Below are 18973 nucleotides of genomic sequence, written 5' to 3'. Positions count from 1 at the left end.
TTAACGGCGGCCGCGCGCACGGGGTAGCGCACCGGTGCCCGGCCGGACCCGCGGAGCACTCATCCGTGCACAGCCGCGCCCGGTTGCTCCCGGTTCGCGGGGTCGAGCACGGGGACGGCGAGGTCGCCGGTGACCAGGTGGGCGAGGACGACCTCGTACAGATCGGTGCCTCCGGCCAGCAGCCGGCGCTCCAGCACGGGTTCGGCGGCCCTGATGTGGTCGCGGACGGTCTGCGCGTGCACGCCCCGTGCCTCGGCGGCGCGTTCGGCGTTGGCGTCGGCGGCGATCCAGGCGCGCAGGGTGCCGCGCAGGTCCCGGCCGTCCGCGTCGAGGCGGCCGAGCAGGCCCTGGGCCCAGGAGCCGAGCGCGGGCGCGCCGAGCAGGTCCGGGAGCGTCGCCGGACACTGCGGGCGGTCCGGCTCGGCACCGAGGTCGTACGCCCCGCAGGCCGCCTCGGTGGCGAGCGCGACATGCGTCACGGCCCGCACGGTGAGCACGGAGAAGTCGGCGCCGAGCAGGGCCGCGACCCGGTCGAGGCGGGCGCGGACCGTGTTGCGGCTGACACCGAGCACCTTCGCCGCGCTCACCGCGGTGAACTCCAGGCCGAGCCGGGTGGTGGCGAGCAGCTCGGCCCGGATGTGGTGGGGCAGCGGGTCGAGCGGGCGCAGCGCGGACGCGCACCAGGCACGCAGCGCGCCCGGGTCCATGAGCTGGACGGGGCGGGTGCGTTCGGCGTAGACGGCGGCGCGCTCCGGCCGGTGGCGGGCCACGGCGAGCGCGGTGACGGCCTGGCCGTAGGCGGTGGCGGTGCGGGCCAGGCGCTGCCGGAGGCTGCCGCCGACGAAGGTGCCGGGCCGGCCGGCGACGAGGGCCCGCAGCCGCTCCTCCACCTCCGCGGCGGAGCCGACGACGATGACGTGCTCGTCCATCGCGGGACAGCGCACGACCAGCGCCCGGCCCTCGGTGGCCTCGGCGCAGGCGTCGGCGAGCCGGTCGCGCTCGGCGGCGGCGCACTCGACGACGTACACCTGGGTGGTGTCCTTCTCCAGCAGCCCCGGCCACAGCCCCGCGGCGACCCGGCGGGCGGAGACGGTGTCCTCCACCATGAGCAGTTGCAGGATCGCCAGCCGCAGGTCCGCCGTGGCCCGCCGCAGCCGGTCCGCGGACTCGGTCGACTCCCGCTCGCGGAGCAGCAGTTCGAGCACTCCGGCGGTGTGGCTGAGGATCTCGGACATGTGCCGGTCGAAGGGCGCCGGGCGGGCCACGGCCAGTACGGCCGCCCGTCCCGGCCGGGGTCCCGGGCGGCGGATGCCGACCAGGCGCAGATGCCGGGCGCCGTCCTCCAGGGCGGCACCGGCGACCCGGCCCGCGGTGATGCCGGCGGCCACGGCCGCGTCGAGCGGCAGGCGCTCTCCGGCGAGCAGGCCGCCGTCGGCGTCCTGGAGGGACACCGACGCCTCCAGCGTCCGGCCGAGCCAGGCGAGCAGCCGGCCCGGGTCGCGCCCGGCGGGACGCAACTGGCCGAGCAGTTGGCGCGCCCAGACCTCGTCGGCCCCGTGGCGCTGCCCGGGCGCCGGACCGGGACTCTCCTCCGCTCCGCCGGCCACCAGTGTCTCTCCTCGTCGTCGGGTCCATCCGGGCGTCCTCAGGCGCACGTTACCCGACCCGGCCGCGCAGGGCTCCGCCGACGGCCCGGGGGGTGGCCGTCGGCGGAGGCGCCACACCGGGGAGGGGGGGACCCCGGGCGGCTCACGGACCTGATGCCCGGGATTCCGCGCGGCAGACCTGGCGGCCGGCGGCCGTCCGCCGGCGCACCGACGGCGGCCGGGCCGCCGGCGCTGCGCGCACCGGCCGGTACGGCGGCATAAGCTCGGCGGATGGCGAAGTACTTCGACGTGCACCCGGACAACCCGCAGCCGCGCAGCATCGCGCAGATCGCCGACGCGGTGCGCTCGGGCGCGCTCATCGCATATCCGACCGACTCCTGTTACGCGCTGGGCTGCCGGCTGGGCAGCAGGGACGGCATGGACCGGATCCGTGCCATCCGCAAGCTGGACGACCGGCACCATTTCACGCTGATGTGCCGGGACTTCGCGCAGCTCGGCCAGTTCGTCCGGGTGGACAACGACGTGTTCCGGGCGGTGAAGGCGGCCACGCCCGGCAGCTACACCTTCATCCTCCCGGCCACCCGCGAGGTGCCGCGCAAGCTGCTGCACCCGAAGAAGAAGACCGTGGGCGTGCGCATCCCGGACCATGTGGTCACCCAGGCGCTGCTGGCGGAGCTGGGCGAGCCGCTGCTGTCCAGCACGCTGCTGCTGCCGGACGAGGAGGAGCCGCCGACCCAGGGCTGGGAGATCAAGGACCAGCTGGACCACGTGGTGGACGCGGTGGTCGACTCCGGCGACTGCGGCACCGAGCCCACGACGGTGGTCGACTTCTCCGGCGGCGAGCCGGAGATCGTGCGCCGCGGCGCGGGGGACACCGGCCGCTTCGAGTGAGCGGGCGGCACATCGGGTTCGGTGGTCCGGATCGCGCGTGGCAGCATGATCGGTAGCAGTGGTGCCGGGGGCCGCCACCGCGCGGCGCCCGTTCCCGCGCCGCGGGGTCCCCTGGTTCCCGGTTCTCCCGCGTTCTTGCGTTCTCCGAGGAAGGGCTGTGTTACCCATGACCGACGTCCAGTCAGCCGCACTCGACATCGAGACCCAGGACGGCGTCTGCGACGCCTACCTCGTCCACCCCGCCGACGGACAGCCCCGTCCGGGCGTGCTGTTCTACCAGGACGCCTACGGCATGCGCCCGTACCTGAAGTCGATGGCCGACCGGCTGGCCGCCGCCGGCTACACGGTGCTGGTGCCGAACGTGTTCTACCGGCTCGGCCGCACCCCGGTGGTCGAGCTGCCCGAGTTCATCGACCCGGCCGCCGACCCGACCCTCTGGGACCGGGTCGGCCCGGTGGTGGCCTCCCTGACCTCGGAGATGATCGAGCGGGACGCCGAGGCCTATCTGCGGGTGCTGGCCGACAGCCCCCTGGTGGCCGGCGGTCCGGTCGCGCTGACCGGCTACTGCATGGGCACCCGGCTCGCCCTGTGGACGGCGGCCGCACACCCGGACCGGGTCGCGGCCGCGGCCGGTTTCCACGGCGGCCGGCTCGCCACCGACGACCCCGACAGCCCGCATCTGGCGGCTCCGCGCATCACCGCGGAGGTGTACCTGGGGCACGCCGACAACGACCCCTCGCTGCCGGTGGAGCAGATCGAGCTGCTGGAGAAGGCCCTGACCGACGCCGGGGTGCGGCACACCTGCGAGGTCTACGAGGGCGCCCACCACGGCTTCACGCAGGCGGACACCCCCGCCTACGGCAAGGAGGCCGACGAGCGGCACTGGTCGGCGCTGCTCGGCCTGCTGCGGCGCACGTTCTGACCCCGGCGGCCGGAACGGGCCGAGGCCGGACATGCCACGGTCCCGCACTCCCGGAGGAGATGCGGGACCGTGGTCCGGTGCCGGGTCAGCCGGTCGTCAGGGAGGTGTCGTCCACGACGAAGCTGGTCTGGAGGGAGGAGTCCTCCACGCCGTTGAACTTCAGGGTGACCGTCTGGCCCGCCAGCGAGGACAGGTCGAAGGTCTTCTGCACATAGCCGGATGCGGCGTTGACGTTCGAGTACGTCGCCAGGGTGGTCGAACCGGCGGTCACGGTCAGCTTGTCGTACGCGGTGCTGCCCGTCTCGGCGGTGTCGATGTGCAGGTAGAAGCTCAGCGTCGCCTTGCAGCCGGCCGGGATGGTCACCGACTGGGACAGCGTGTCGGTGTGCGAGGAGCCGTAGCCGTCCAGCCAGGCCTTGTAGGAGCCGCCGTGCGCCGCCTCACCGGTGTCGTTGGTGATGACCCCGCTGGTGGCGGTCCAGCCGGTGCTGCCCGACTCGAAGCCCGGGTTGGCCAGCAGCTGCGAGGACGTGCACCCGCCGCCGCCACCGCCGGAGCCGACGGTCCAGGTGAAGGTGGCCGTGCCGGTGGCGCCGGTGGAGTCCTTCGCGGTGACCGTCACCTGGTAGGTGCCCGCGGTGGAGGGCGTGCCCGAGATCAGACCGGTCGAGCTGTTGATCGACAGGCCGGCCGGCAGACCGGAGGCGCTGTAGCTGAGCGCTCCGCTGTTGGTGCTGCTCGCCTGTATCTGAAGGCTCACCGCGGTGCCGACGGTGGACGACTGGTTGCCCGGGTTGGTGACCGTGACGCCGCTGCTCGGCGGGTTGATGTGGCTGCCGACGTTGATGCCGGCGAAGGCGTTGCCGACGCCCGCGTACTGGGTGGAGTTGGTTCCGTAGAGGGCGGCGGCCGCGTTGAGCGCGGCGGTGCGGGCGCCCGCGTAGTCGGTGCTGGACGTCATGTACGTCGTCAGCGCCTTGTACCAGACCTGGAGGGCCGCGGCCCGGCCGATGCCGGTGACGGCGACACCGTCGGAGGTCGGGCTGTTGTAGGTCACCCCGTTGATGACCTTGCTGCCGCTGCCCTCGGACAGCAGGTAGAACATGTGGTTCGCCGGGCCCGAGGAGTAGTGCACGTCGAGGTTGCCGACACCGGAGTACCAGCTGTCGGCGGAGCTGCCGTCCTTGCTGGGCTTGTCCATGTAGCGCAGCGGGGTGCCGTTGCCGTTGATGTCGATCTTCTCGCCGATGAGGTAGTCACCGGGGTCCGAGCTGTTGTTGGCGTAGAACTCCACGCCGGTGCCGAAGATGTCGGAGGTCGCCTCGTTCAGGCCGCCCGACTCGCCGCTGTAGTCCAGGCCGGCGGTGTTGGAGGTGACGCCGTGGCTCATCTCGTGGCCGGCCACGTCCAGCGAGGTCAGCGGGTCGTTGTTGTTCGAGCCGTCGCCGTAGGTCATGCAGAAGCAGCTGTCGTCCCAGAAGGCGTTGACATAGCTGCTGCTGTAGTGGACCCGGCTGTAGGCGGCGACGCCGTCGTTCTTGATGCCGCTGCGGCCGAAGGTGTTCTTGTAGAAGTCCCAGGTCTCCTGCGCGCCGTAGGCGGCGTCGGCGCCCGCGGTGGCCGCGTTGGTGTTGGTGCCGTCGCCCCAGGTGTCGTTGCTCTGCGAGAACAGCGTCCCGGTGCCGGAGGTGCCGTGGTTCAGGTTGTACGTCTTGTGCCCGCCGCGCGTGGTGTCGTTCAGCGTGTACGTCGAGCCCGACTGCGTGGTGGTCAGCGACACCTGGCCGCTGTAGTGGGTGTTGCCCACGCCGGTCTGGATCGCCTCGAACCGGTGCAGTTCCTTGCCGGTGGTGGCGTCGGTGATGACGTGCAGCTGGCTGGGCGTGCCGTCGTCCCGGAAGCCGCCGATCACCGTCTCCCAGGCGAGCCGGGGGGTGCCGGTGCCGGCCCAGATCACCTTGCGGGCGCTGTCGGTGGTGGGCTTCTTGGCGTCGAGCGCCTTGGCGGCCTTGAGCGCCTTGGACTCGGCGGCGGCCTTGGTGAAGGTCGCGGTGGTGGAGGCGACCTTGATCCGGTGCTTGTTGTTCCAGGTGGTGCTCACGGTCCCGGCGGCCAGCGAGGCGGGCGGGGTGTGCACGACGAGGTCGCCGCCGAGGACGGGGAGTCCGGCGTACGTGCGCTCGTAGCGGGTGTGCACGGTGCCGTCGTTGTCCTTGACGACGTCCTTGACGACCAGCTTCTCCTGGGCGCCGAGCCCGAGGGTGCGGGCGGTCGCGGCGGCCTGCTGCCGGGCGCTCTTGAGCAGGGCGCTGTGCTGGGCCGGGCTGAGCTTCGCCTCCAGACCGCCGGCCCGCAGGGGGCTGGGGTGGACGGTGGGCGAGGCGGTCGCCGGGACCGCCTGGACACCTACGGCGAGGAAGGCCGCGGCGGAGACCAGGGCGGCTCCGACGGTGGCCCGCCTGCGGGCGGAACGTCCCTGGGGAAGACGTCCCTGAGGAAGGGGTGCGTGGGGTCTCACTCGTACTCCTCATGCTGCGGCCGCCGGGTCGCGGCCGGTGACAGACCGGGCAGACGGGTCTGCTGCCCGGGCTTAACTGAGCTGTGCGGGACCGTGGTCCGTGAAGAGCGTGGGGAGGATCAGTGTTGCGGAGGAGGATGACAGGATTGACTCGGCCATGTCACCCCACACGAGGTCAATCGAGGGTTTTCCCTACGCCCTGTCCGGGGCTTGCCGCCTCCGGTTCGGCGGTGCTGCCCGAAGGCGGTCGCCTCGTCCGGGTCGTCGTACGCGTACCCGCAACGCGGCGCGCTGTCGGGGCCGTTGGGGCGCACCCGCCAAGGACTCACGGGCCGGCGCGTTGTTACGGTGCACCGGTGTCTGAATCCTCACGCGATACCGCACAGGGCGCCGGCTGGGGCCCTGCCGAACGCGGCGCCTACACCGCGCTGATGCCCGACCGGGTCGAGCAGTTGTCGTGGCTGAATCCGCGCGTCCTGTGGGCCGCCCGCAACGGCGTGCTGGCGTCCTGGTTCGGCGACCCGACCGGCCGTACCCGCAGCCGGTGGGTGGCACGGCGGGAGGCGGCGGGGGCCCCGGCCGACAAGGTGATCCGGCGGGAGGTCCCCGACCGGTTCTCCTTCCTGGTCATCGGGGACACCGGCGAGGGCGACGCCTCCCAGTACGCCGTCGTGCCGGGCCTTCTGAAAGAGGGCCGGGACACGGAGTTCGCGGTCATAGCGAGCGACGTCATCTATCCGGTCGGCAGCGCCGACGACTACGGCACCAAGTTCTTCCGGCCGTACCAGGACTATCCCGCCCCGATCTACGCGATACCCGGCAACCACGACTGGTACGAGGACCTCGGCGCCTTCATGCGGGTGTTCTGCGCCGACACCCCGCCGCTCGATGCCGAGCCCCGGCCCCGCCCGCTCACCCGTGCCTGGTGGCGCGCCCTGCTGTGGCACCGGCCGGCGCCGGCCGACGAGCAACGCCTCGCCGCCGCCCGGGCGTTGCGCGCAGCGCCCGGGCAACAGGCCGAACAGCCGGGGCCGTACTGGGCGATCGACGCGGGCCCGGTCCGGATCGTCGGCATCGACACCGGGCTGCTGGGCACGCTCGACGCGGAACAGGGCGCCTGGCTGCGCGAGGTGTCCCGGGACCCGAAGCCGAAGATCCTCGTCACCGGCTCCCCGCTGTACGTCGACGGCGAGCACCACCCGTGCCCCATCGAGGGCGGCGGCACGGTCGACGACGTCGTCCGCGACCCGGCGCACCGCTATGTGGCCGCGATCGGCGGCGACATCCACAACTACCAGCGGTATCCCGTCGATGTGGCGGGCCGCACCGTCCAGTACGTGGTCGCGGGCGGCGGCGGGGCGTTCATGCACGCCACGCACACCATTCCCCGGGTCTCGGTCGGCGGGGTCACCGAGGACGCGTTCCGCTGCTACCCGCTGCGCGGTGACTCGCTGGCCTTCTACAGCCGGCTGTACGGCCGCCGGCTCCGGCTGCGCCGCTTCTTCACCCTGACCGAGGCGGAGGCCACGGCCGTGGTCGCCGAGCGTCTGGGCATCGAGCCGGGCCGCGCCCCCGGCCCGGACGTCCGCGTCACCCGGCGCACCCGGCTGGTGGCGAGCCTGCTCGGCACCGGTGGGCGCCCGGACCGCAGCTCCCGGTTCCGGCTGCCGGTGAAGAAGATGTACACCCAGTTGTTCTCACCGTCCTCGGCCACCTACAGCCCGCCGTTCTTCAAGTGCTTCCTGCGCCTGGACGTCACCGCCGAGGCGGTCCGGCTGCGCTGCTTCGCCGCGACGGGCAACCGCGCGCAGGAACTGCACCCGCCGGTCGAGGACGAGGTCGTCATCCCGCTGAACTGACTCGCCGTCAGAGCGTGAACTCCCGGATCACCGTGTCCCGGAAGACGGCCGTCCCACCGGCCGCGAACAGGGCCAGACGGTTGTCGACCAGATACGGGAACACCTCGGCGGAGTGCACATACCGGCCGTCGTCGACGAACATCTCGACGCTGGTGCGGTCCACGAGGATCCGCAGCCGCACCCGGCCGCCCGACGGGTCGAAGGGGCTGCGGCTCTCCTGCCGGCCGCCGCTGGTGTCGGGGTTGACGGTGCCACGCCGGTTGAGGAAGGCGTAGTCCCCCCAGACCCCGGCGTCGATGTGCCGGCCGCCGTCGGGTGAGCGCCGCAGTTGCACGCCCGCGCCGGTGAGTCGGGACCAGCTGATCTCGGTGGTCAGTTCGTAGGAGATGCCGGTGTAGTCCAGCGGGCGCAGGCCGTCGACGGTCAGGTCGCCGAGGCGGACCGTACGGCCGGCATAGGCGTCCAGGGCGGGGACCGGCCGGGAGGCGAGGTAGCAGGTGCCGTCGGCGGCCCTGCGCAGCGCGATCTCGCGGACCACGGAGTCCGTGCCGTTGAAGCCGTCCGCGTCGATGGTGGGCGTGGTGTGGGCGTAGGCCCAGTTGTTGAGCCAGCCGAGGGCGTAGCGCGCGGCGGGGTCCACGGAGCCGTCCGCGCGCCGCTTCTCGAAGGTGACCGCGGCGTACCAGTCCCAGCCGTGGTCGAGCCACTGCGGGTCGGTCGAGTCGGCGGTGAAGGTGCTTCCGTCGAACGAACCGGTCCAGTACGCGTAGGTGGGGGGCCGCCCGGAGCCGGTGCCGTCGGCGCTCGCGCCCAGCACCCAAGTCGTCACCGAGCCGTCGTCGGTGGTGATGCGGAACAGGTCGGGGCATTCGAGGGTGCCGATGCCCTCCTTGTGGAAGCCGCCCGCGCGGGTCCAGGACCTGAGGTCGGTGGAGTGGTAGAAGCCGATCCCGGTGCCTTCGGCGAGGGCCATCACCCAGCGGCCGCGGTCGTCGTCGCGGACGACCTTGGGGTCGCGGAAGTCGGCGCCGGTGCCCGGGCTCGCCAGCACCGGGGCGGTGCCGTCGTTGCGGAAGGTGCGGCCGCCGTCGGCGGACCAGTACAGGAACTGTTCCTGGTGGTCGGTGCCGCCGCCGGGCGACATGGTGACCAATGCGATCACCGCGCCCGCGCCGAAGCCCGCGGTGCCCTCGGTGTCGACCACCGCCGAGCCGGACCACACATCGCCGTTGACGGTGGTGTCCTTCGGTACGGCGATCCCCCGGTCGGTGAAGGAGACCAGGTCGGTGCTGGTGGCCAGGCGCCAGGCGGTGCCCGTCTCGCCGTCCAGGTAGTCGGCGTTGTACAGGTAGTAGTAGTGGTACTCGCCGTCGATCCACACGGGTCGCTGGGGGTCGTTCTTCCACTGGTCGGGGACCGTGAAGTGATAGCCGGCCCGGTAGCTCGCGCACCCGCGGGCCGGCGCGCGGCCGGGCTTCGCCTGCGCGGGCGCCGTGGGCAGCAGAGCCGCACCGGCTCCGGCGGCGGCCGTGGCGAACAGGGCTCTTCTCGTCGGGCTCAGTCGGTTCATGGGACCAGGACTGTAGACCTAACTCGTTAAAGGTCAAGGTTTCCCGCACCTTGACAGCGCCGTCGGCCGCTTCCCATGATCTGGGAATCACCCCTTGGCTAACACGAGTTAGGCGCTTGGATGACCGACTCGCTCCTCTCCCGCCGCGCCCTGCTGCGCTACGGCGCCTACGGCACCGGTGCCGCGGCGCTGGCCGGCACCGCCGCGAGCTGGGACCGCCTCACCGGGAACGACATTCCCGGCCGCGACGACGGCTCCCTCGTCGTGGCGACCCTGGGCTCCGCGTTCTCCCCGGCGGGGGTCCGCGCCCTTGTCCACGGCTTCCAGCGGCTGCACCCCGACATCAAGGTCCGCGTCAACGCCGTCCAGGCCGTGGACTGGTCCGACTTCTTCGCGAAAATCCTCACCCAGATCGCGGCGGGCACCGCACCCGACCTGGTCTATGTGGCCACCGAGGGCGTGCAGTTGTTCGCCCGGCATCTGGGCGTGGCGCTGGACCCCTGGGTGCGGCGGGACGCCGGGGAGCTGCGGGAGTACTTCGCCGACGTCCATCCCTCGCTGGTGGAGTCGATGATGTACGAGGGGAGCCTCTACCAGCTGCCGGTGGAGTTCAACGCGGCCGACATGTACCTCAACACCCGGGTGCTGGAGCGGTCGGGCGCGGACTTCCCGGCCGCGGACTGGACCCGCGACGACTTCACCGCGCTGCTGCGCCGGATGAAGAAGGCCGGCGACTCGCACTTCACGCCGTACTTCTGGACCAACCGGCTGTGGGGCGGGGTGGTGCCGTGGCTCTTCGCCAACGGCACCGGGCTGCTGGCCGAGTCCAAGGCGCCCGGCGGCTCCTGGCTGTGGGACGCCTTCTATCCCGCGGCCCAGCGGCGCGGGCGGGGCGGCGGCTTCCGCTGGACGACACCGCAGGCCACGGCCGACCGGGTCGAGGAGGCGTACGACTATCTCGCCGCGCTGGTCCAGGAGGGCCTGTGCACCCGGCCCGAGGGGGGCAACGGGCAGAACCTGATCGGGGTGTTCTCCACCGGCCGGGTCGGGGTCACCCCGGCCGGGGGCTTCTGGGCGGGCGGGCTGCATCTGGCCGGGCTGCGGTCCGACGGCTTCGACGTGCAGTACTTCCCGCGCTGGCGCACCCAGCGCCACCAGTTCGGCGCGGCCGGGTACGCGCTGCTGCGCACCTCCCGCAAGCAGGACGCGGCCTGGGAGTTCATCAAGTACTCGGCCCGGCGGGACACCCTGACCGAGCTGTTCACCACCAACCAGACGACTCCGGCCCGCCGTTCGATGCTGAGCCCGGAGCGCTACCGGGAGACCGGCCCGGCGCACTGGCGGGTCTTCTACGACACCCTCGACCGGTTCCCCGACACCGGGCCCATCCCGGCCCCGCCGCAGGTCGCCGAGGTGACGCAGGCGCTGCTCAAGCACACCGGGACGGCACTGGCGAGTCCGCGTTCGGTCCGGCCGGCGCTGCGCCGGCTGCAAGGGGATCTGGAGAAGGCCATGGAGCGTGACGTATGACGAACACCGAGATTCCCGCCGTGCGGGCACGGGCCGCGGCGGTGCCGGCTCCGGCCGTGGCGCGGCGCCCGGCGCGCGAGCGGGGCACCCGGCTGCTGGCGGCGCTGTTCCTGGCGCCCACGGTGGTCGGCATCGTGGTCTTCACGGTCGTACCGATCGTCGGTTCGGTCGTGCTGAGCCTGTTCCACTGGAACGTGATCGACCCGCCCCGGTTCGCCGGAGGGGCCAACTACCGGGAGGTGTTCACCGACGCGACCGTGCTGGTGTCCTTCCGCAACACGCTCGTCTTCATGGTCCTCGCGGTCGCGGCGCAGCTGCTGATCGCGCTGGCGCTCGCGCTCACGCTCAACGGCCGGATGCCCGGGTGGCTGCGGTCGGTCTTCCGCTCGGCGTTCTTCTTTCCGCTGGTGCTGTCGGCCGCGTCCATCTCGGTCGTGATGAAGTACCTGTTCAACCAGGACTTCGGGGTGGTCAACTGGCTGATCGGGCTGTTCGGGGTCGCCCCTGTGCCCTGGCTGACCTCGGAGCGGGGCGCGCTGGCCACGGTGATCATCGTGTACGTGTGGCAGCAGTTCGGTTTTTCGTTCCTGCTGTTCGTGGGCGGGCTGAACAACATCCCGAAGGAGATCCACGAGGCGGCGGCGCTCGACGGCGCGAGCGGGCTGCGCAAGCATCTCTCCGTCACCCTGCCGCTGCTCTCCCCCACCCTGCTGGTGGCGTCGGTGGTGGGCATCATCAACGCCCTCCAGGTCTTCGAGCAGCCGTACGTCCTCACCAACGGCGGGCCCGGTGACGCCACCCGGACCGTGGTGATGGTCATCTACGAGAAGGCCTTCGAGCAGCTGCGCTTCGGCGAGGCGTCCGCGGTCGGGGTGCTGCTGTTCGTGCTGATCATGGCGGTGACCGCCCTCCAGTTCCGGCTCAGCCGGCGTTTCGTCCACTACCAGTGAGCCGGGTGAGTCCCATGAGCCATGCAACCCTGACCGTCGGCCGCGCCCGGTACGCGCTCGGGCCGTGGGCGCGGATCGCCGGACTGACCGTGTGCGCGCTGCTCACGCTCGGCCCGGTCGTCTGGACCGTGTCCACCTCGCTGCGCACCCCCGCGGACTCCTTCGACCTGCCCCCGCAGATCGTTCCGTCCCATCCGAGCACGGCCGCCTATCACGGTGTCTTCGAGCAGATCGACGTGTGGCTGCTCGCGCTCAACTCGACCCTGGTGACCGCGCTGGTCGCGATCGGCCAGATGATCACGGCGGGGCTGGCCGGGTACGCCTTCGCGCGGCTCGACTTCCGGTTCAAGAAGCCGCTGTTCGGGCTGGTGCTGGCGACCATGATGGTGCCGTTGCAGGTCACGATCGTGCCGGTGTTCCTGGTGCTGAAGTCGATGGGCCTGACCGACACGCTGCTCGGTCTGATCATTCCGGCGTTCCCGACCGCGTTCGGCACCTTCCTGATGCGCCAGTACTTCCTCGGCATGCCGAAGGACCTCGGCGAGGCGGCGATGCTGGACGGGGCCGGGCCCTGGCGGATCTTCCGGTCCGTGTACGCGCCGCTGGCCCGGCCGGGGCTGGCGATCGTCGGTGTCCTGGCCTTCAACTACCACTGGAACGAGTTCTTCCGACCGCTGATCCTGGAGACCTCGGGCCAGAACTACACGCTGCCGCTGGGCCTGGTCTCGCTCCAGGGAAACCTCGGCACCGGCTCCATCTCCGTCGTGCTCGCCGGAGTCGTCCTCTCGATGATCCCCGCGGTCGCGGTGTTCGTCGTCGGCCAGCGTCCGCTGCGCGAGGGCATCACCTCGGCGGGAGTCAACCGGTGAACCCGCTCGCTCCCGCCCCGGACCCGGCCGCGCCCCGCTTCCGGGTCCGCCCGCCCGCGGGCTGGATCAACGACCCCAACGGCCCGTTCGTCTGGCGTGGCCGCCACCACCTCTTCTACCAGCACAATCCGGCGGCCCCGGTGCACGCGAACGTCCACTGGGGCCATGTCTCCAGTGCCGACCTGGTCCACTGGGAGAACCACCCGATCGCCCTCGCCCCGGTCCCGGGCGGCCCCGACGAGGCGGGCTGCTGGTCGGGGTGCGTGGTGGACGACGACGGCGTGCCGACGGCGGTGTACACCGGCGTCGACCACGGGCACACCGGTGTCGGTGCGATCTGCCTGGCCCGGGCGGCGGACCCGGACGACGAGCGGCTGCTGCACTGGCGGCCGCTGCCCCGCCCGGTGGTCGCGGCAGCGCCCCCGGGACTGGGCGTGGTGATGTTCCGCGACCCCTTCGTCTTCCGCTGCGCCGGCCGGCGCTGGGCCCTCGTCGGCGCCGGTCACGCCGACGGCACGCCGTCGGTCCTCCTCTACGACTGCACCGTGCTGACCGAGTGGCGGTTCGCCGGTGTCCTGCTGGACGGCCACGACCCGGTCGCGGCCGGGGCGTTCGGCGCGAAGGCGGTGGGCTGGGAGTGTCCGCAGCTGATCCGGGCGGCGGGCGGCGAGCATGTGCTGGTGGTGTCGCTGTGGGACGGCGACCCCTGCGCCACGGCCTATCTGACGGGCCGCCTGGAGGCGGACGGCTCGGGTGGCTTGCGCTTCACCCCCCGCTTCGGCGACCGCCTCGACCACGGCCGGGACTTCTACGCGCCCGCGGTCCGCCAGGACGCCGACCGGGCCCTGATGTGGGGCTGGTCCTGGGAGTCCCGGGAGTTGCCGGCGGTACGCGAAGCGGGGTGGGCGGGCACGCTCACCGCACCCCGGGTCGTCGACGTCCACCCCGACGGCCGCCTGCGCGTCGCACCGGCCCCGGAGCTGGAACTCCTGCGTGCCCCGGCGCCGTTCGTCACCTCGCCCGGCCGCCGGGTGCCGCTGCCGGTGTCGTACGACCTCACCGTCAGCGCGCGCGGACGGACCGTCCTCACTCTGCTGCGGGCCACGGACCGGGCGGTCACGGTCCACGTGGACCCGCGGGCGGGCGAGGTGGTACTGGACCGCGGCGGCTGGCCCCGCGCGGGCGCCGGGGAAGCGGAACCGGTCACGGTGCGGGTGCCGCCGGCCCCGCGGCTCGACGTCCGCATACTGATGGACGGCTCACTGCTCGAACTCTTCGCCGGAGACCGGGCCTCGGTCACCGAGCGGATCTACCGCCACCCGGACGACATCCCCGAACTGACCGTCGACGGCGACGCCGGGGTCAGTGGGTGGGAACTGGTCCCATCGAGGAGCGGCTGACCACGGGACAGAGGAGCCGCCGGGCCCGGTCACCGTGTGGGTGCCGGGCGACAGCACCCGGCGCCGAGGAAGCCGGACCCGCCACGGTGCGGGCGCCGCCGGCCGGGCTCGGCGGCCGGGTCCTGCTCCCCGCACGATCTCACCGAACCGACCGTCGACGGCGACGCCGAGGTCAGTGGGTGGGAGCTGGTCCCACAGAGCAGCGGCTGACCACGGGCCAGAGGAGCCGCCGGGACCGGTCACCGTGTAGGTGCCGGGCGACAACACCCGGCGCCGAGGAGGCCGGACCCGCCACGGTGCGGGCGCCGCCGGCCGGGCTCGGCGTCCGGGTCCTGCTCCCTACACGATCCCACCGAACCGACCGTCGACGGCGACGCCGAGGTCAGTGGGTGGGAGCTGGCCCACAGAGCAGCGGCTGACCACGGGACAGCGCAGCCGGGACCGGTCACCGTGTAGGTGCCGGGCGACAGTACCCGGCGCCGAGGAAGCCGGACCCGCCACGGTGCGGGCGCCGCCGGCCGGGCTCGGCGGCCGGGTCCTGCAACCCACACGATCCCACCGAACCGACCGTCGACGGCGACGCCGAGGTCAGTGGGTGGGAGCTGGTCCCACCGAGGAGCGGCTGACCACGGGGCACGCGAGGCGGCGGACCGTGGCGGGTGGGGTGCGGCCGGTGTCGATGGCGTCGAGCAGCAGCCGGGCGGCGGTCTCGCCCATGGCGCGGTGCGGCAGCGCGACCGTGGTGAGGGCCGGGGTGAGGAAGGCGGCCATGTGTTCCTGGTCGTCGTAGCCGACCACGGACAGCGCCTCGGGGACGGGGATGCCGAGCCGGGTCGCGGCGTGCAGGACGCCCGCCGCGACCCGGTCGTTGTAGCAGAAGATCCCGGTGGGGCGGCGGTGCGGGTCGGTGCCGTCGAGGAGCCGGCCGGCGCCCTCGTAGCCGCTGGTGATCTCGCCGCCGGTGCGGACGACCCACTCCTTGGGCACGGTGATGCCCTCGGCGCGCAGCGCGTCCCTGAAGCCCCGCAGCCGTTCCACGGAGGCGATGTCGTCCTGCCCGCCGACCAGCGCGATCCGGTGGTGCCCGGCCTCCAGCAGCAGCCGCGCGGCGCTGCGCCCGCCGGCCCGTTCGGCGGGGATGACGGCGGGCAGCGAGTCGTCCTCGGGCAGGCAGTTGGCGAGCACGGAGTGGATGCGGTGCAGGCCCTCCGGAACCCGGACCCGGCGCAGGGACATCGCGGCGTAGATGATGCCGTCGACGCGCCGGTCGAGGAGTTCGGCGACGGCCGCGTCCTCCTTGGCCGGGTCGCCGCCGGAGTCCACGGTGACCACGAGGTGGTCGTGGTCCCAGGCGGTCTCCATCGCGCCGCGCAGCAGCCGGCCGGCGAACGGCGAGGAGGCGATCTCGTCGGTGACCAGTCCGATCACGGCCGTACGGCGGCGGCGCAGACCGCGGGCGACCGGGTCGGGCCGGTAGCCGAGCTGGGCGGCGGCCTGCCGGATGCGTTCCTGGGTGGCGGGCGAGAGGTTGCCCTCGGCGCGGCCGTTGAACACGAAGGAGACGGCCGTGTGCGAGACGCCGGCGAGGCGCGCGACGTCCCGTGAGGTGGGCCGCCCGCCGCCCGTGCCGTTGCCGTCCGCACCGCCGCGCATGCCGTCCGCCGCCCGCCTTCCCGCCAGGTTCTCGCCCGCTTTCCCCGTGGGGCTGATCACCGCTCACCCTATCCGTGCGCCGGGCCGCAGGACACGGCCGAGGGGTCAGGGGCGACGTGGTCACCGGGCCCGGCACGGGTACCCGGGCGGCGTACGGCGGGATGGACGGAAGGAGCCACAGGTGGCGGCGGAGGACCGGCTGCGGACGTACCGCGGCAAGCGTGACTTCGAGCGGACCCGGGAGCCCGCCGGGCGGGCGTCGGCGGCGGGGGACGGCGCGCCCCGGTTCGTGGTGCAGATCCACGACGCGCGCCGGATGCACTTCGACTTCCGCCTCCAGGTCGGTGATGTGCTGAAGTCGTGGTCGGTCCCGAAGGGCCCCTCCGGCGACCCCGCGGACAAGCGGCTGGCCGTGCCGACCGAGGACCATCCGCTGGAGTACGAACACTTCGAGGGGGTGATCCCGCGGGGCGAGTACGGCGGCGGCACCGTGATCGTGTGGGACCGCGGGACCTACGAGCCGCTCAGCCATGACCGCCGGGGCCGCCCGGTGGACTTCGCCGAGTCGCTGGAGCGCGGGCACGCCACCTTTCGGCTGCACGGCGACAAGCTGCGCGGCGAGTACGCGCTCACCCGGTTCCGCGGCGGACCGGACGAGGAGGAGGCCTGGCTGCTGGTGCGCAAGGGCCCGGCGAGGTCGGCGGGGCACGGCACCCCGGACCCGCGGCGAGCCCGCTCGGTGCGCACCGGCCGCACGCTGGCCCAGGTGGCGGCGGCCGCCGGCGAGGAGTGACCGGCGAGGTGGTCCGGGAGCGCTCCGGGTGATCAGGTGTCCGGCAGTGCCTGTTCCGCCCAGATCGTCTTGCCCCTGCCGGTCTGCCGGCTGCCCCAGCGCTGGGTGAGCTGGGCGACCAGCAGCAGTCCGCGGCCGCCCTCGTCGTAGGCGTGGGCGCGGCGCAGGTGCGGCGAGGTGGAGCTGGCGTCGGAGACCTCGCAGATGAGGGCGCGGTCCCGGATCAGGCGGAGCTGGATGGGCGGCTCGCCGTAGCGGATGGCGTTGGTGACGAGTTCGCTGACCACAAGTTCGGTGACGAAGGCGGCCTCCTCCAGTCCCCAGGCGGCCAGCTGCTCGCCGGCGGCCTGCCGGAACAGGGCGACCTGGGCGGGGTCGGCCGGCACGTCCCAGGTGGCGACGCGGTCGGTGCCGAGGGCGCGGGTGCGCACCAGCAGCAGGGCCACGTCGTCGCCCGGCTGCTCGGGCAGTACGGCCTTGATCGCGTTGTCGGCCAGGGCCTCCAGGGAGTCGGCGGGGGCGCTCAGGGCGCGGCGCAGTTCCTCGGTGGCGCCGTCCAGGTCCAGGTCCCGGTCCTCGATCAGCCCGTCGGTGTAGAGGGCGAGGACGGAGCCCTCGGGCAGGTCGCGTTCCGTCGCCTCGAAGGGCAGTCCGCCGACGCCGAGCGGCGGTCCGGCGGTCATGGGGAGGAACGCGGCCTCGCCGCCGGGCAGCACGAGAGCCGGGGCGGGGTGTCCGGCCGCGGCCATGGCGACCCGGCGGGAGACCGGGTCGTAGACGGCGTACAGGCAGGTCGCGCCGAGTTCGGCGACCTCCTCCCCGCTGTCCTCGGCGGCGAGATGGGTGACCAGGTCGTCGAGGTGGGTGAGGAGTTCGTCGGGCGGCAGGTCGACGTCGGCGAGGGTGCGTACGGCGGTGCGCAGCCGCCCCATGGTCGCGCAGGACTGGATGCCGTGGCCCACGACGTCGCCCACGACCAGGGCGACCCGGCCGCCGGAGAGCGGGATGACGTCGAACCAGTCGCCGCCGATGCCGGCCAGCGAGCTGCAGGGCAGATAGCGGTGGGCCACCTCGACGGCGGCCTGGCCGGGCAGTCCGCGCGGGAGCAGGCTGTGCTGGAGGGCGAGGGCGGTGGTGCGTTCGCGGGCGAAGCGGCGGGCGTTGTCGATGCAGACGGCGGCGCGGCTGGCGAGTTCCTCGGCGAAGACGGCGTCGTCGGGGCCGTAGTCCTCCGGGTGCTCCATGCGGACGCAGACGGCGACGCCGAGGATGGTGCCGCGGGCGCGCAGCGGCATCGCGATCAGCGAGTGGGCGCCCTGCCGGAAGCGGCGGCCCTGGGGCGAGCGGGCGTTGCGCTCGTTGAGCCACTCGACGAAATCCGGCTCGCCGGCCTGGCTGAGGACGGCGTGGCCTTCGCGCACCGCGCGTGCGGGCGGTGAGCAGGGCTCGTAGAAGTCGGCCTCGCCGAGGTGCACGGCGGCGCCGGGGTTGCCGCTGTGGGTGGAGCCGTGGGCGACGCGGCGCAGCAGGACACTGCCGTCGGCGATCATCGGGGGCTCGTCCGCGTCGAGCACCCAGTCGAGCAGGTCGACGCTGGCGAAGTCGGCGTACCGGGGGACGAGCAGTTCGACCAGTTCCTCGGCGGTGCGGACGACGTCGAGGGTGGTGCCGATGGCGGTGGCGGCCTCGTTGAGGAGGGTGAGGCGGCGCCGGGCCCAGTACTGGTCGCTGCTGTCGAAGGCGGCGAGCGCCACGGCGGTGACCGCGCCGGTCTCGTCGCGCAGCGGCCACATCTCGGTGGTCCAGGCGTGGTCCCGGTTGAGGGCGGGGGCGCTGGTGAAGCTCTCGTAGCGCACGGGCCGTCCGGTCTCGCCGACCAGACGCAGATGGTCGAGGAAGCCACGGTTGTGATCGGCGACGTCGACGGTGTCGGAGAAGTGCCGGCCGAGCAGATCCTCCTCGGGGAGGCCCATGACATGGCCGGCCGTCTCGTTGACGCGCAGATAGTGCTGGCCGAGGTCGAAGACCGACATGGACATGGACGCCTGCTGGAAGGCCTGGGCGGCCAGGGCGGCGCCGCGCGGTTCGGCCGTGACGACGAAGCCGGCGGGTTCGCCGTCGGCACCGGCCAGGGGGCAGGCGGTGAGGGTCAGCTCGACGCGGCGGCCGTCGCGGTGGCGCAGGACGACGGTCCCGGAGCGGGCGGCGAGCAGGCCGGCGGGGATGTCCTCGGCGAGCAGTGCGGCGGCCGGCCGGCCCACGGCGTCCTGGGCGGAGTGGCCGGTGAGGAGTCGCGCGCCCTCGCTCCACCCGGTGACGGTGCCGTGGGAATCGATGGTCGCCACTGCGGCGACGTGCTTCATAAGCCCCAGGATGTTCCGTTTGTTCCCGCGCATCAAGCGCGGGAACGA

13 protein-coding genes are annotated in these 18973 nt (G+C 73.0%); 8 read left to right on the top strand and 5 right to left on the bottom strand.

Annotated elements, in window-relative coordinates; genetic code table 11:
* Positions 1 to 59: 59 nt before the first annotated feature.
* Positions 60 to 1607 carry a helix-turn-helix domain-containing protein gene (locus ACZ5CZ_RS17675; RefSeq protein ID WP_385840982.1) on the bottom strand — a complete coding sequence of 516 codons (1548 nt, stop codon included), beginning with the start codon at positions 1605 to 1607 and terminating at the stop codon, positions 60 to 62.
* A 270-nt stretch (positions 1608 to 1877) separates the two neighbouring features.
* On the opposite strand from ACZ5CZ_RS17675, the gene ACZ5CZ_RS17670 reads away from it, so the two are divergent.
* Both ACZ5CZ_RS17670 and ACZ5CZ_RS17665 read left to right on the top strand, forming a co-directional pair.
* Complete coding sequence (locus ACZ5CZ_RS17670) at positions 1878 to 2498, top strand: L-threonylcarbamoyladenylate synthase (RefSeq protein ID WP_385840983.1); 621 nt, start codon at positions 1878 to 1880, stop codon at positions 2496 to 2498.
* Positions 2499 to 2664: 166 nt separating this feature from the next.
* Positions 2665 to 3420, top strand: coding sequence for a dienelactone hydrolase family protein (locus ACZ5CZ_RS17665; RefSeq protein WP_385840984.1), 756 nt, complete (start codon positions 2665 to 2667; stop codon positions 3418 to 3420).
* Between the two features lie 85 nt (positions 3421 to 3505).
* Here the strand turns inward: ACZ5CZ_RS17665 and ACZ5CZ_RS17660 are convergent, their stop codons facing one another.
* Positions 3506 to 5938: a M4 family metallopeptidase gene (locus tag ACZ5CZ_RS17660; RefSeq protein ID WP_468943635.1), complete on the bottom strand. Its 2433-nt coding sequence runs from the start codon at positions 5936 to 5938 to the stop codon at positions 3506 to 3508.
* Positions 5939 to 6294: 356 nt separating this feature from the next.
* Here ACZ5CZ_RS17660 and ACZ5CZ_RS17655 point away from each other — a divergent pair, with 356 nt between their 5' ends.
* Entirely contained in the window at positions 6295 to 7797 is a 1503-nt protein-coding gene (locus ACZ5CZ_RS17655) for a metallophosphoesterase family protein (protein ID WP_385840986.1), read from the top strand.
* A gap of 7 nt (positions 7798 to 7804) precedes the next feature.
* Here the strand turns inward: ACZ5CZ_RS17655 and ACZ5CZ_RS17650 are convergent, their stop codons facing one another.
* Positions 7805 to 9367, bottom strand: coding sequence for a glycoside hydrolase family 32 protein (locus ACZ5CZ_RS17650; protein ID WP_468943631.1), 1563 nt, complete (start codon positions 9365 to 9367; stop codon positions 7805 to 7807).
* Positions 9368 to 9487: 120 nt separating this feature from the next.
* Here ACZ5CZ_RS17650 and ACZ5CZ_RS17645 point away from each other — a divergent pair, with 120 nt between their 5' ends.
* From ACZ5CZ_RS17645 to ACZ5CZ_RS17630, 4 genes are read left to right on the top strand one after another with little or no spacing between them, the layout of a single operon-like run.
* Complete coding sequence (locus ACZ5CZ_RS17645) at positions 9488 to 10897, top strand: extracellular solute-binding protein (RefSeq protein ID WP_468943629.1); 1410 nt, start codon at positions 9488 to 9490, stop codon at positions 10895 to 10897.
* The gene (locus ACZ5CZ_RS17640; RefSeq protein WP_468943627.1) at positions 10894 to 11847 is read left to right on the top strand and encodes a carbohydrate ABC transporter permease; all 954 of its coding nucleotides are present in this window, start codon (positions 10894 to 10896) and stop codon (positions 11845 to 11847) included. Before ACZ5CZ_RS17645 ends, ACZ5CZ_RS17640 begins: the two co-directional genes overlap by 4 nt.
* Before the next feature lie 14 nt (positions 11848 to 11861).
* Positions 11862 to 12716, top strand: coding sequence for a carbohydrate ABC transporter permease (locus ACZ5CZ_RS17635; protein ID WP_385840991.1), 855 nt, complete (start codon positions 11862 to 11864; stop codon positions 12714 to 12716).
* Positions 12713 to 14116: a glycoside hydrolase family 32 protein gene (locus ACZ5CZ_RS17630; protein ID WP_468943624.1), complete on the top strand. Its 1404-nt coding sequence runs from the start codon at positions 12713 to 12715 to the stop codon at positions 14114 to 14116. Before ACZ5CZ_RS17635 ends, ACZ5CZ_RS17630 begins: the two co-directional genes overlap by 4 nt.
* 588 nt (positions 14117 to 14704) lie before the next feature.
* Here the strand turns inward: ACZ5CZ_RS17630 and ACZ5CZ_RS17625 are convergent.
* Entirely contained in the window at positions 14705 to 15769 is a 1065-nt protein-coding gene (locus ACZ5CZ_RS17625; RefSeq protein WP_468944197.1) for a LacI family DNA-binding transcriptional regulator, read from the bottom strand.
* A gap of 181 nt (positions 15770 to 15950) precedes the next feature.
* Between ACZ5CZ_RS17625 and ACZ5CZ_RS17620 the strand changes: the two genes are divergently transcribed.
* A complete protein-coding gene (locus ACZ5CZ_RS17620; RefSeq protein ID WP_468943621.1) occupies positions 15951 to 16562 on the top strand; it encodes a DNA polymerase ligase N-terminal domain-containing protein in 612 nt (203 codons plus the stop codon).
* A 32-nt stretch (positions 16563 to 16594) separates the two neighbouring features.
* Here ACZ5CZ_RS17620 and ACZ5CZ_RS17615 read toward each other — a convergent pair whose 3' ends face one another.
* Entirely contained in the window at positions 16595 to 18925 is a 2331-nt protein-coding gene (locus tag ACZ5CZ_RS17615; RefSeq protein WP_468943618.1) for an ATP-binding SpoIIE family protein phosphatase, read from the bottom strand.
* Positions 18926 to 18973 lie beyond the last annotated feature (48 nt).

Source organism: Streptomyces sp. NPDC031418 (assembly GCF_055581605.1).
Note: the sequence above shows the minus strand (reverse complement) of the source record. Positions and strands in the feature narration are given on the sequence as shown.

Bases quoted from the DNA above. Each gene is read 5' to 3' on its own strand.
- ACZ5CZ_RS17640 (WP_468943627.1), top strand. From the start codon at position 10,894: ATGACGAACACCGAGATTCCCGCCGTGCGGGCACGGGCCGCGGCGGTG.
- ACZ5CZ_RS17625 (WP_468944197.1), bottom strand. From the start codon at position 15,769: ATGCGCGGCGGTGCGGACGGCAACGGCACGGGCGGCGGGCGGCCCACC.
- ACZ5CZ_RS17615 (WP_468943618.1), bottom strand. From the start codon at position 18,925: ATGAAGCACGTCGCCGCAGTGGCGACCATCGATTCCCACGGCACCGTC.
- ACZ5CZ_RS17650 (WP_468943631.1), bottom strand. From the start codon at position 9,367: ATGAACCGACTGAGCCCGACGAGAAGAGCCCTGTTCGCCACGGCCGCC.
- ACZ5CZ_RS17645 (WP_468943629.1), top strand. From the start codon at position 9,488: ATGACCGACTCGCTCCTCTCCCGCCGCGCCCTGCTGCGCTACGGCGCC.
- ACZ5CZ_RS17635 (WP_385840991.1), top strand. From the start codon at position 11,862: ATGAGCCATGCAACCCTGACCGTCGGCCGCGCCCGGTACGCGCTCGGG.
- ACZ5CZ_RS17665 (WP_385840984.1), top strand. From the start codon at position 2,665: ATGACCGACGTCCAGTCAGCCGCACTCGACATCGAGACCCAGGACGGC.
- ACZ5CZ_RS17670 (WP_385840983.1), top strand. From the start codon at position 1,878: ATGGCGAAGTACTTCGACGTGCACCCGGACAACCCGCAGCCGCGCAGC.